Origin of the sequence: Novosphingobium sp. 63-713 (assembly GCF_001898925.1) — a bacterium.
Taxonomy (GTDB): Bacteria; Pseudomonadota; Alphaproteobacteria; order Sphingomonadales; family Sphingomonadaceae; genus Novosphingobium.
The window spans coordinates 60495-73138 of the sequence record NZ_MKVS01000048.1; the positions used below are offsets into that span (position 1 = coordinate 60495).

Below are 12644 nucleotides of genomic sequence, written 5' to 3' on the forward strand. Positions count from 1 at the left end.
CCGCGCGGCCTCCCGCGCCCGGTGCGCCGCGGTGCGCAGGGAAAGGACGGCAGACATGGCCGCGCGCAGACCCCGCGAATGAATTGTATTATGCATATCGAAATCTTCCTTCGATCAATTCGCTTTTGTCGTCCTCCGTCCCAGTTGAACCCTCCTCATTCCATCACACTTTCGACAGTCACCATGGAATTTGTCTTAAAGTCTGATAAGTATTGCCGTCAAACCATGGATTAACCCAAAGTCACGGGACAATAATCCACTATGGCTCATTTATCATTTTCATGCCGCCGCGTCCTGAGCCGACGCCGTTTTCAATCGCAATGAAAACGTGCTGCCCACGCCGGGCGTGGATTCGCACCGGATATCGCCGCGCATCGCCACCACCGCCTTGCGCGCCAGCGTCAGCCCCAGCCCCGAACCTTCGTATTCGCTGCGATTATGCAGACGCGTCAGCGGCTTGAAGACATGTTCGAGATATTGCTTCTCAATGCCGATGCCATTGTCGGTTATATTGACCACGGCAATCTCGCCATTCTGCGTGACCGACACATCGATCACGGGCTGCTCGCTTTTGTTATACTTGATACCGTTGATAATCAGGTTCTGCAGAACTTGTGACAAAAAGGAGGCATTAACCAGGACCAGCGCATCGCCGGTAAAATTCACTTTGGCGTTTCTTGCGGTGATATAGTCCTGAAGAGACGCAATCGTTTCCTTCAAAATGGCGGAAAAAACGCACAGCTTCAATTCGGGCGTCTGCTGCAGCAAAGTATATTGCACCATCACATCGACCAGCGAATCGAGCCGCCGCGCGGCATCGCTCATGAATTTGAGCATCTGGGGCAGACGCTCGCCCTTCAGCCTCTTGGTCTCCTGCGCGATCATATCGGAAAAGGTGATGATCTGGCGCACCGGCTGTTTGAAATCATGGGCCAGCGCAAAGCCGAAGGCTTCTATATCAACCTGCTGATCGTGGATGGTTTTCATCCGCACATTAATATCGATCGCATTGTTGATCGCGCGGCGCAGCGCCACGGGCGACATGCGGTTTTTCGGGAAATAGTCGGTGGCCCCGCTTTTCAGCGTTTCGGCGGCCAGCAATTCATCGCCCGCCCCGGTGCACAGGATGATCGGCAGAAACGGATATTGTTCACGCAGCAGGCGCACCAGCGTCAGCCCGTCCATATCGGGCATTTCATAATCGACCAGCACACAGTCGACTTCCTGTTCGCGGCAAATTTCCAGCGCCTCCTGCCCATTGGCCGCCACAATGCTGCGAGAATTGGGCTTGGCCGCCGCGATGATCCCGCAGACCAGCCCCTGCGACAGCACATCGTCATCCACGACCAGAATAAGGTGATGCTTCAAATCCGCCTCCGCCCCATCATTTTTAACCATTTCTATTGGCTCATCGTTAATTCTTCTCATTGGGCTGATTACGCATTTTCCGTGGTTGACACTTTAAAACTAACACCGCATCACTCATCCAACCATCTGTTACTACAAAACAAAGCATCCATTTCAGACGGACCTTGCCCCGCTGCCCCGCAGGGCCAACCGTGCCGATGACAAGACCGAAAGAGCGGCCCGCCGCGCCCACAGCCAAACCGGCCCATGGCGCCCCGATCGGCAGGCAAAAGTTTCCCTTCCCCCGGCCAAAGCCATTCTGCCTTTCAACCTTGCGCGCATCGGCCCATGGGGGCGACCATGAATGAAACCACCTCCTCGGGCGCGCCCGGCCTTCATGCCTCTGCGGGCAAAGTTTGGCTGGTCGGCGCCGGACCGGGCGATCCGGACCTGCTGACACTGCGTGCGGCGCGGCTGATCATGGGCGCGCGGTTGATCGTGCATGACGGGCTGGTCGATCCGCGCATTCTGGCCATGGCGCCCGCGGGTGCCCGCCTCATCAGCGTGGCCAAGCGCCGCAGCCGCCATTCGATGCCCCAGGACGAGATCAACGCCCTGCTGGTGCGCGAGGCGCTGGCGGGCAGTGAAGTGCTGCGCCTGAAGGGCGGTGATCCGTTCATTTTCGGGCGCGGCGGCGAAGAGGCCGAAGCCTGCATCGCGGCGGGCGTTGCGGTCGAGGTCGTGCCCGGCATTTCGGCGGCCGTGGGCGCGGGTGCGGCGGCGCTCCTCCCCCTCACCCACCGCGACGCGGCCAGCGTGGTCAGCTTTGTCTCGGGCCAGTGCAAGGGATTGACCGACCAGAACTGGGCAGGCCTTGCCGGGGTCGGCCGCACGCTGGTCATCTATATGGGGCTGGCGACGGCGGCGCAGATTGCCGAAAAACTGATCGCTGACGGGCTTTCCCCGGAAACCCCGCTGGCGGTGGTTGAAAATGCCACGCGGCCCGATATGCGCGTGCTGCGTTCCCCGCTGGCGGCTCTGGCCGATCTGGTGGAGCGCGAGAGGGTGCAAAGCCCTGCCCTTATCATCATCGGCGCCGTGACCGCGCGCGCCCCGTCCGAAATAGCCTGCGTGGCGCTGGAGGCAATAAAGTGAAGATTATCACGGGCAATGACCTGAAATCCGGGGCGGTGACCTGGTGGAATGGGGCGGCATGGTCGCTCCATGTCAATGATGCGGTGGATATGGGCGATGAAGCCGCCGCCGTGATCGCCGCCGAGGAAGCCGCCCGCCGCGTCAATGGCGCCTATGTCATCGAGGCGGAACAGACCGCCGATGGCATCCGTCCCGCTCACATCAAGGAGCGCATCCGCGCATTGGGCCCCACGGTCCGCCTTGATTTGAGCCTCGATCCCACCGCGACCCCCGACAAGGTGCTCTGATGTATCTTTACGACCATTATGATCAGGCGATGGTGGATGCCCGCGTCGCTGAATTCCGCGACCAGACCCGCCGCCGCATCGAAGGCACGCTGAGCGAGGAAAAGTTCCGCCCACTGCGCCTGCAGAACGGCCTCTATCTCCAGCTTCACGCCTATATGCTGCGCGTGGCCGTGCCCTATGGCACGCTCTCGGGCGCACAGATGAAGATGCTGGGCGATATTGCGGACAAGTATGACCGCGGCTACGGCCACTTCACCACGCGCCAGAACATCCAGTACAACTGGATCAAGCTGGAAGATACGCCCGACATTCTGGCCGATCTGGCCAGCGTGGAAATGCACGCGATCCAGACCTCGGGCAATTGCATCCGCAATATCTCGGCCGACCAGTATGCGGGCGCCACCGCCGATGAACTGATCGACCCGCGCCCCTATGCCGAACTGCTGCGTCAGTGGTCGAGCTTCCACCCGGAATTTCTGGCCTTGCCGCGCAAGTTCAAGATCTGCGTGATTGCCTCGGACACCGACCGCGCGGCCATGCGCCTGCACGACATCGGCATCCAGATCGTGAAGAACGAAGCGGGCGAAATCGGCGCCGCTTTCTATGTTGGCGGCGGCATGGGCCGCACCCCCTTCATCGCGCCGCTGGTCAAGGCCTTCGTGCCGCTTGACGAGCTGATCACCTATTCCGAGGCCTGCCTGCGCGTTTACAACCGCTATGGCCGCCGCGACAACAAGTACAAGGCGCGGATCAAGATCCTCGTCCATGAACTGGGCGTCGAGGAATATCGCCGTCAGGTCGAGGAAGAATTCGCCCATCTGCAGACGCTGGCCATCGAGCCGCCGCTGGCCGAGCTGGAGCGGATCAAGACCTTCTTTGCCGATCCGGCCTATGAAGCGGGCCTGTCGGATGATCTCGACCTGTCGAACCCGGCTTTTGCCGCGTGGGTCAAGAACAACACCGCCGCGCACAAGACGCCGGGCTATGCCATCGTCAACATCAGCCTCAAGCCGGTGAAGACTCTGGCCGACGGCAGCAAGCAGGCCGGCATTCCGGGCGACGCCACGGGCGAACAGATCCGCATCATGGCCGATCTGGCCAAGACCTACAGCTTTGACGAGCTGCGCGTGACCCACACCCAGAACATCGTCCTGCCCCATGTGCGCAAGGCCGATCTGTTCACGGTCTGGGAAAAGCTGGTCGCGGCCGAGCTGGCCGAAGCCAACCTCGACAAGATCACCGATATCATCGCCTGCCCCGGCCTTGATTATTGCACGCTGGCCAATGCTCGCTCGATCCCCGTCGCGCAGAAGATCGCCGAACGCATGGCCGACAAGGCCGAGGAAATCGGTGAGCTCAAGCTGAAGATCTCGGGCTGCATCAACGCCTGCGGCCATCACCACGCGGGCCACATCGGCATTCTGGGCGTCGACCGCAAGGGTCTGGAAAATTACCAGCTCCTGCTCGGCGGCTGCGAAGGCGCGGACACCTCGTTGGGCAAGATCGTCGGCCCCGGCTTTGACGAAGACGGCATCGTGGGCGCGGTCGAAAAGGCCACGCAGGTCTATCTGGCCAACAAGGAAGGCGAGGAACGCTTCCTCGACACCTATCGCCGCATCGGCATGAACCCGTTCAAGGAAGCGATCTATGGCTGACGTCCAGTTCCTGTTCCGCGAAGGTGAAGAGGCCGTCAGCGCCCCCACCGTCGCGCTCTCGGCCTTTGCCGAAGATACCAATGCCACCGCCGTGGTGATCGAGCCGGGTGAGGATGCGCGCGCGCTCCTGCCCCATCTGGGTCGCCTCGCGCTGGTCGAGGTCACCTTCCCCGCCTTCACCGACGGGCGCGGCTTCTCCTCGGCCCGCATCCTGCGCGAGGCGGGCTATACCGGCGAATTGCGCGCCAGCGGCGACATTGGCGTCGATATGCTCAGCCACCTGCACCGCTGCGGCTTTGACGCCATCGCGCCCAACCAGCCTCTCGATCTGGCGCAGGCCGATACCGCGCTCAAGACCTGGCCGCAGGTCTATCAGGCCACCGTGGTCGATGGCCGCAAGCCGATCTGGGCCTTGAGGCACGGTCTGTAACATGGCCGCCCGCCCCATCGACCGCATCGACACTTCGGCGGCCTTCACTGCTGAAGACGTTGCCGCGCTCAACGCTCGCTATGCCGATGCCAGCACGGCGGATGTGCTGCGTGCGGTGCTGGTCGAGGGCGTGGCGGGCCGCGTCGCGCTGGTTTCCAGCTTTGGCGCGGAAAGCGCGGTGCTGCTCCATCTGGTGTCGGGCATCGCGCCCGATGCCCCGGTGCTGTTCCTCGAAACGGGCAAGCATTTCCCCGAAACGCTGGCCTATCGCGACACGCTGATCGCGCATCTGGGGCTGACGGGCGTCATCAACCTGACGCCGGATGCCGAGGTGCTGGCCAAGAAGGATGATGCGGGCCTGCGCTGGTCCTATGACCCGGACGGCTGCTGCGAAATCCGCAAGGTGATCCCGCTGGCCAAGGCTTTGGCCGGGTATGACGCCTCGGTGACGGGCCGCAAAGGGTTTCAGGCCGAAACCCGCGCGGGCCTGCCGATCTTTGAACTGGACACGACCGATGCGGCCGGGCGGCTCAAGATCAACCCGCTGATCGACTGGAACGCAAGCCGTCTGGCCGCCTATATGGACGAGCATGACCTGCCCCGCCATCCGCTGGTGGCGCAGGGTTATCCCTCCATCGGCTGCATGCCCTGCACCAGCAAGGTCGCGCCGGGCGAAGACCCGCGCTCGGGCCGCTGGCGCGGTTGGGACAAGACCGAATGCGGCATCCATGTCGAAGGCGCGGCCAGCAATATCAGCGACCTGCCTCCGGGGTATGAACCGGCGTTTTAACCGCCCGCCGGGCCACGACCCGGCCTTTTGACAAGGCGAATCGCGGGCGGCGGGGCCTTGTTCCCCCGCCCGCTTTGCCCTATCCGCTGGCGCCATGTCTTTAATAGCCCAGCTCTCCGACCTTGCCGATCCCACTCTGACCCCTCGCCTTGTGCTCAAGGTGGGCTCGTCGCTGCTGGTTGATAATGCAGGCGCGCGGCGCGAATGGCTGACCGCGCTGGTGTCGGAAATCGCGGCGGCCAAGGCGCGCGGTCAGGATGTGATTGTCGTCTCCTCGGGCGCGATTGCGCTGGGGGCGCGGCGGCTCGGGCTGGAAAAGGGCGGGCGCGGGTCGCTGGCCGATGCGCAGGCCGCCGCCGCCGTGGGCCAGATCGCGCTGTCGGGCCTGTGGGCTGAACTCTTGGGCGCGCATGGTCTGACGGCGGCGCAATTGCTGCTCACGCTGGAAGATCTGGAGGATCGCCGTCGCTATCTGAACGCCACGGCCACGCTGACGCGCCTGCTCGATGCGGGCGCGGTGCCGGTCATCAACGAAAACGATTCGGTCGCCACACAGGAAATCCGCTTTGGCGACAATGACCGCCTGGCCGCCCGCGTGGCGCAGGCCGCGCGCGCCGATGCGGTGCTGCTGCTCTCCGACATTGACGGCCTCTATGACCGCCACCCCAAGGAGCCGGGGGCGCAATTGCTGCCGCTGGTCAAAGGCATCACCCCGGAAATTCGCGCCATGGCCAGCCCCGTTTCGGGAAGCGGCATGGGCTCGGGCGGCATGATCTCGAAATTGCAGGCGGTGGAAATCGCCGAAATGGCGGGCATCGCGCTGGTCATCGGCAATGGCACGGTGGAAAGCCCGCTGCGCCGGATCATGGAGCAGGGCGTGGGCACGCTCTTCCTCCCCCGCTCACGCAAACCTGCGCGCAAGGCATGGCTGGGCGGGCGGCTGCGGCTCAAAGGCTCGCTGACCGTGGATGCGGGCGCGGTCAAGGCCCTGCGCGGCGGGGCCAGCCTGCTGGCCGCCGGGATCGTCGCGGTCGAGGGCGCCTTTTCGCGCGGCGATGCGGTGGCCATCCGCGATGATGCGGGCGCGGTTCTGGCGCATGGTCTGGCCGAATATGACGCCGCCGAATGCGCGATGCTGATGGGCCGCCAGTCGGCCGATCATGCCGAAATCCTGGGCTATGCCCCCCGCCCCGCCGTGGTCCACCGCGATCAGTTGGTGATGGTCTGATGGTGCGCAAGGATCGCCCGCTGGTCGCGCTGACCGGGGGCACGGGTTTTGTGGGGCAAATGGTGCTGGAACTGGCCCGTTCGCGCGGGATTGCGGTTCAGGCGCTGGCCCGCCGCGCACAGGCGCCGCAGGACCATGTGGCATGGGTGGCGGGCGATCTGTCCACCCGCGGGGCGCTGGACGATCTGGTGCGCGGGACCGAGGCGGTGATCCATGTCGCGGGCCTGGTCAACGCCGCCGATCCGGAGGAATTCGAGCGCGCCAATGTGCTGGGCACGATGAACATGATCGAGGCCGCGCGCGCCGCCGGCGTGCCCCGCTTCATCTTCGTCTCCTCGCTTTCGGCGCGCGAGCCTGATCTCTCGGCCTATGGCGCCAGCAAGGCGCGGGCCGAAATGCTGGTCAAGGCCAGCGGGCTCGACTGGACGATCATCCGCCCGCCCGCTGTCTATGGCCCGCGCGATGCGGAAATGTTCGAACTGTTCCGCGCGGCCAAATGGGGCGTGGTGCCTGTCCCCGCCGGGGGCCGGGCCAGCATGATCCACGTCGAGGATCTGGCACGCCTGCTGCTGGTGCTGATTCCGGGCGGCACGGCGGTCAATGGCCATACGTTCGAGCCGGACGACGGCGTGCCCGGCGGGTGGAGCCATATCGACATGGCCCGCGCGATCGGCGCCGCGCTGGGCAAACGACCATGGGTGATTTCGCTGAAGCCCGGCTTTCTGCGGCTGGGCGCGCGGATCGACGGTATGCTGCGCGGGAGCCGGGCCAAGCTGACGCCCGACCGCATGGGCTATATGACCCATCCCGACTGGGTGGTCAGCCCCGAGGCCGCGCCGCCCGCCGATCTGTGGCGTCCGCTGATCGAAACGCGCGGGGGCCTGACGGGCACGGCGGAATGGTATCGCCGCGAAGGCTGGCTTTAACGGCCAGCCGTTCGGCATTTAACCCAGCGGCGACGTTTAACCCAAAGGCGACCAAGGCTTTTCGTCGGCCTCTTCCTGCTCGCCCACGGGGCGCTCGGTGATCGTAGCGGCGGGCAGATAGCCGATGACCGCATCGAGCAGCCTGTCGATCCCCGCCCCGGTCAGGCCGGACATCGCGAAAACCTCATCCGCCCCGGCTTCGAGCAATTCCTTGCGATAGGCGGCCACCAGTTCGTCATCGGCCTGATCGATCTTGTTCAGCACGACCAGACGCGCCTTCTCGTCGAGACCCGCACCATAGGCTTCAAGCTCGCCCTCGACGATCTGCATCGCCTCGACCGGCTCGACCGGCTTGCCGTCCTTGTCCACCCCGGCAATGTCGATCAGATGGATCAGCACGCGGCAGCGCTCGATATGGCCCAGAAAACGGTCGCCGATCCCCGCGCCCTCGGCCGCGCCCGCGATCAGGCCGGGAATGTCGGCCAGCACGAATTCACGGTTCTTGTGCCGCACCACGCCCAATTGGGGGCGCAAGGTGGTGAAGGCATAGGCGCCGACCTTGGCCTTGGTGTTCGACACCTGATTGATAAAGGTCGATTTGCCCGCATTGGGCAGGCCCAGCAGGCCGACATCGGCCAGCAGCTTCAAACGCAGCCAGACGTACATTTCCTCGCCCGGCCAGCCCGGACCATGCTGACGCGGGGCGCGGTTGGTCGAGGACTTGTACGAGGCATTGCCCCGCCCGCCATCGCCGCCGCGCAGAAACACCTCGCGCTGGCCCGCATAGGTCATGTCCAGCAGCACCGTTTCGCGGTCGTCGTCAAGGATCTGCGTGCCCACCGGCACCTTGATGACCATATCCTCGCCGCCCGCGCCGGTGCGGTTGCTGCCCGCACCGCCGCCGCCGCGCTGGGCCTTGAAGTGCTGGGTATAGCGAAAGTCGATCAGCGTGTTGAGGCCGGGCACCGCCTCGAAAATGATGTCGCCGCCCTTGCCGCCGTTGCCGCCGTTGGGGCCGCCATATTCCTCATACTTTTCGCGGCGAAAGCTGACCGCACCGCCACCACCGCTGCCTGAGCGGACGAAGATCTTGGCCTGGTCGAGAAAATGCATGGGCAGGGTTCCGGCGTAAAAACATCAAATATCAATGCGAAAAGGGCCGTCTGGCATCGTGCCGACGGCCCAATCGCTTTTTGCTGTGCATCTGGTGGAGCCGAGGGGGATCGAACCCCTGACCTCGTCATTGCGAACGACGCGCTCTCCCAGCTGAGCTACGGCCCCGTTCCAGTGCAAATCCTTCGGAGAAATTCCCCTTGGGAGGCGACCCCTTAGCGAATGGATCGCGGGGTGGGAAGGGGAAATTTCGCGCCCGATGAAATTTTCCCCGGCCTGCGGCCAACCCCGCGACATTGCCCTTCCCTCACCTGCCTTACTGGGTCCCCGCGCGTTGGGGCGCGGCGCCGGGGGTGCCATATTTGGCCTCCCAATCGGCCAGTTCGACGCGATAGGCCTCATAGGCGCGGTAGAAGTCCTCATAGACCTGCGCAAAGGCGGCAAAGCTGCGCTTGGAGAAATCGGGCAGATCGGCAGGCTTCACGCTCGCGCTCTCGCGGCTCATCACCAGCGCCGCATCGCAGAAATGGGTCAGCGTGGGCGGATAGGCGAAGTAATTGTAGACCTGCGTCATATAGGTTTCGCGGGTGCGGATATAATCCTTGGCCCCGTATTTCGCCTTGAACGTGGCATCCACGCCCGCATTGGCGCGGGCCAGCGGCTTGGCGTGGCTCTTGAGGAAAGCGCGGTAATTGTCGACGATCTCGCCATAGGCCGGACCGTTGCAGTTGAGCGCGGCGACATTATAGGCCGCGCGCAAATTCCACACCAATTGCGCGTCGACCGAATCGACCAGAATCGTGTGGCGCACACCATCAGGCCCGCGCGTGGGAATCGCCACATTGCCGGCAGCCCCCAAAGGCGCGCGCGGCCGGGGCGGGATCACCACCACCTTGGGCGGCGGCGGGGGCGGCGGGGGCGGAGGAGGAGGCGGGGGCGGCGCCGCGCAGGCGCCAAGAACGGCCAGACCCAAACCCATCAATGCCAACCGGATACGATTCACCTGCCACCTCATTTCATACACCGCGTCCCATAGCGCGGCGCAAAGCCCGCTACGTTTAACCGATACGGGACACAAAGAAAATGCCCGAGGCGCCAAATGGCACCCCGGGCACGATAATCCGCCCGTCGCTCAGGCCGGTCTGCGACTGCCCTTAGCGGCGGTCGCCCAGAAAGCTGAGCAGGAACTGGAACATGTTGATAAAGTCGAGATACAGCGTCAGCGCGCCCATGATCGCCACGCGTTCGGCATAGGGCGTACCCGCAACCTGCACATAGCTCATCTTGAGCTGCTGGGTGTCATAGGCGGTCAGACCCGCAAAGATCAGCACGCCCAGCACCGAGATCGCGAAAGCCATGCCCGGCACGTGGAAGAACATCGAGATCAGCGAGGCGATGATCAGGCCGAACAGGCCCATGATCAGAAAGCTGCCCATGCCCGACAGGTTCTTCTTGGTGGTGTAACCCACCAGGCTGAGACCCGTGAAAGAACCGGCGGTGGCAAAGAAGGTCAGCGCGATCGACGGCCCGGTGTAAACCAGGAAGATCGACGACATCGACAGACCCATCGCCACGGCAAAGCCCCAGAAACAGGCTTTAAGCGTGCTGCTCTGCATCCGGCCCATGCCCGCGCTCATCGCGAAAACAAAGCCCAGCGGCGCCAGCACGATCAGCCAGCGCAGCGGCGTCACAAACACCTGCGCGGCCAGACCGCTCTGCACGAACAACAGCGCAACGATGCCCGAGAGCATCACGGCCGAAGCCATGTAATTGTAAATCGACAGCATATATTTGCGCAGGCCCGTATCGAGGGCGGCTGCGTCAACATACCCAGCATTCATCCTCGAAGACGCGCCAAAGCCCGTCTGAGTGGGCTGGGGGTCATTCCAGATGGCCATGTCATTCACTCCATAAAGCGCCGATCAGCAAAACCTGCGGCGCATAGAGGGAATATCGCCCCTACGCCCGCGGCTTTCAAGCGGGGGATAAGCTAAATTTGGTATCAAAGTGTTGCTCTGGGGCAAATTTGTCGTTTTTTGCCTTGGGCAGAGAGGGCAGATGCCTCCGGCGGGCAAAGGGACTCGTCCCTTTGCAATCCCATTTTTGGAGTCTTGGATGGTTTGCAAGGGTACGCCTTGAGGAAATTGAAAAGCCTGCGGCGCCATTTAACTGCGCCGCAGGCTTTCGATTTCAACCTCGCGTCCGGCACTCAACGCCGAACCCGAAACACAACGCAGACAGCAACGGGAGCGCGAGGGTCGAGACCCTCGCATTCAAACCTTACTTACCACCCGCGCGCGCCATCGCGCCCAATTCCACATTCCGATCCCGCGCCGCCGTCAGCGTGCCCAGCACCAACGCGCCAAGCGCATCGCCCGCATCCAACACCGATAGTCCCGCCAGCGTCGACCCGCCCGGCGAGGAGACCCGCCGCGCCAGCTCACCCGGCCCCACGTCCGAGGACGAGGCCAAAGCCGCCGCCCCATCCACCGTGGCCAGCGCCAGACGCAGCGACTGTTCGGGATCGAGGCCCAGCGCCGCACCGCCCTGCGCCAGCGCGTCGATAAAGCGATAGACATAGGCCGGCCCGGAACCGGCCAGCGCCGTCACCGCGTCAAACAGACTCTCATCCACCCATTCGGGCGTGCCCAGCGGAGCCAGCCATGCCATCACGCATTCGCGCGCCTCATGGTCCAGCCCCATCGCCGCCACGCCCATCGGCGATTTGCCCAGCGCCGCCGACAGGTTGGGCATCACCCGCACCAGCCCCCGCGCGTCGGGAAAGCGCAGCGACAGGCTCGCCATTTCCACGCCCGCCAGCATCGAGAGCACCACCGTATCACGCCCGGCCAGCGCCGTCAGCGCGCCCGCCACGCCATCGAGCATCTGCGGCTTCACGCCCAGAATCAGCAGGTCAAACACCCGCCCTTCCGGCAATTCACGCAGCAGTTCAACGCCCTCGGGCACGGCCTCCAGAAACGGATCGTAAACGGTAAACCGCTCGGCCGCCACGCCGCCGCGCAGCCACCCGGCCAGCATCGCCCCGCCCATATTGCCGCAGCCGATGAAAAGCACATTGGCAGGCCACATGATCAAGCCTCCCCCGCCGCATCGACCAGCGCGCTGGCCAGAGCGTCCGCCGGGGTCTTGTCGCCCCACAGGATGAATTGAAACGCCGGATAGAACCGATCGCATTCCTCGACCGCCACCTCGACCAGCATCTGAGCTTGGCTGAGGCTGAGCAGCCCGTCATCGCTGAGCAGCAGACCATGGCGATAGAGCAGCATCGTGTTGTTCGACCAGATGTCGAAATGGCCCAGCCAGAGCTGTTCGTTGATCAGGCCCAGCACCTCGAACATCGCGGGGCGCTTGTCATCGGGCACGCGAATGTCGGGCAGGCACAGCAATTGCAGCACATTGTCCTCGGCCCGCCAGACCGCGCGCAACTGATAGGTCGCCCAGCTGCCCTGAACCTCGCCGGTGAGCTCATCGTCGCTGACGAATTCGTAATGCCACCCGCGCGCTTCGAACAATTGCCCGAGCATCTCGACCGGCGCGCAATCCTCATGCCGCCCCAAATCGCCCTCGCCAGTCCTCATCATGCTCATTCCAGTCTCAAGAACCCGATGCGGCGCGCCCCAGACCCAAGCATCAGACAAGGAGCGCGGGAGGCCTAGTGATACTCGGCTTGCATGGGGCACTCATACCCCCAA

General features: G+C 63.8%; 13 protein-coding genes and 1 tRNA gene. 7 read left to right on the forward strand and 7 right to left on the reverse strand.

The genetic code is table 11. The features are described from left to right. Positions 1-279: 279 nt before the first annotated feature. Positions 280-1368: a hybrid sensor histidine kinase/response regulator gene (locus tag BGP00_RS22665; protein WP_292691734.1), complete on the reverse strand. Its 1089-nt coding sequence runs from the start codon at positions 1366-1368 to the stop codon at positions 280-282. A gap of 339 nt (positions 1369-1707) precedes the next feature. Here BGP00_RS22665 and cobA point away from each other — a divergent pair, with 339 nt between their 5' ends. The 7 genes from cobA (at position 1708) to BGP00_RS22700 (ending at position 7818) form a co-directional block, all read left to right on the forward strand. After that, complete coding sequence (gene cobA, locus BGP00_RS22670) at positions 1708-2502, forward strand: uroporphyrinogen-III C-methyltransferase (protein ID WP_292691735.1); 795 nt, start codon at positions 1708-1710, stop codon at positions 2500-2502. Continuing rightward, positions 2499-2789, forward strand: a complete 291-nt coding sequence (locus BGP00_RS22675) for a DUF2849 domain-containing protein (protein ID WP_168602275.1) — start codon at positions 2499-2501, stop codon at positions 2787-2789. The genes cobA and BGP00_RS22675 overlap by 4 nt, the downstream gene beginning before the upstream one ends. Then, positions 2789-4444 (forward strand): nitrite/sulfite reductase, encoded by a 1656-nt coding sequence (locus tag BGP00_RS22680; RefSeq protein ID WP_292691739.1) that lies wholly within the window; start codon positions 2789-2791, stop codon positions 4442-4444. Before BGP00_RS22675 ends, BGP00_RS22680 begins: the two co-directional genes overlap by 1 nt. Further along, positions 4437-4874 carry a DUF934 domain-containing protein gene (locus tag BGP00_RS22685; protein ID WP_292691741.1) on the forward strand — a complete coding sequence of 146 codons (438 nt, stop codon included), beginning with the start codon at positions 4437-4439 and terminating at the stop codon, positions 4872-4874. Before BGP00_RS22680 ends, BGP00_RS22685 begins: the two co-directional genes overlap by 8 nt. 1 nt (position 4875) lies before the next feature. After that, on the forward strand, positions 4876-5664 hold the full coding sequence (locus BGP00_RS22690; protein ID WP_292691742.1) for a phosphoadenylyl-sulfate reductase: 789 nt from the start codon (positions 4876-4878) through the stop codon (positions 5662-5664). A 94-nt stretch (positions 5665-5758) separates the two neighbouring features. Next, positions 5759-6892: a glutamate 5-kinase gene (proB, locus tag BGP00_RS22695; RefSeq protein WP_292691744.1), complete on the forward strand. Its 1134-nt coding sequence runs from the start codon at positions 5759-5761 to the stop codon at positions 6890-6892. Continuing rightward, the gene (locus BGP00_RS22700) at positions 6892-7818 is read left to right on the forward strand and encodes an NAD(P)-dependent oxidoreductase (protein WP_292691745.1); all 927 of its coding nucleotides are present in this window, start codon (positions 6892-6894) and stop codon (positions 7816-7818) included. Before proB ends, BGP00_RS22700 begins: the two co-directional genes overlap by 1 nt. A gap of 36 nt (positions 7819-7854) precedes the next feature. On the opposite strand, the gene obgE is transcribed toward BGP00_RS22700, so the two are convergent. The 6 genes from obgE to BGP00_RS22730 all read right to left on the reverse strand — a co-directional run bounded on the left by obgE (position 7855) and on the right by BGP00_RS22730 (position 12539). Then, positions 7855-8931 carry a GTPase ObgE gene (obgE, locus tag BGP00_RS22705; RefSeq protein ID WP_168602269.1) on the reverse strand — a complete coding sequence of 359 codons (1077 nt, stop codon included), beginning with the start codon at positions 8929-8931 and terminating at the stop codon, positions 7855-7857. Between the two features lie 92 nt (positions 8932-9023). Next, positions 9024-9099, reverse strand: a tRNA-Ala gene (locus tag BGP00_RS22710). 148 nt (positions 9100-9247) lie between these two features. Then, positions 9248-9934 carry a hypothetical protein gene (locus BGP00_RS22715; RefSeq protein ID WP_292691750.1) on the reverse strand — a complete coding sequence of 229 codons (687 nt, stop codon included), beginning with the start codon at positions 9932-9934 and terminating at the stop codon, positions 9248-9250. Between the two features lie 151 nt (positions 9935-10085). Continuing rightward, complete coding sequence (locus tag BGP00_RS22720) at positions 10086-10829, reverse strand: Bax inhibitor-1/YccA family protein (RefSeq protein WP_292691752.1); 744 nt, start codon at positions 10827-10829, stop codon at positions 10086-10088. Positions 10830-11211: 382 nt separating this feature from the next. Further along, positions 11212-12021, reverse strand: a complete 810-nt coding sequence (locus BGP00_RS22725) for a pyrroline-5-carboxylate reductase (RefSeq protein WP_292691754.1) — start codon at positions 12019-12021, stop codon at positions 11212-11214. Positions 12022-12023: 2 nt separating this feature from the next. Further along, on the reverse strand, positions 12024-12539 hold the full coding sequence (locus tag BGP00_RS22730) for a YbjN domain-containing protein (RefSeq protein WP_292691756.1): 516 nt from the start codon (positions 12537-12539) through the stop codon (positions 12024-12026). Between the last annotated feature and the right edge of the window lie 105 nt (positions 12540-12644).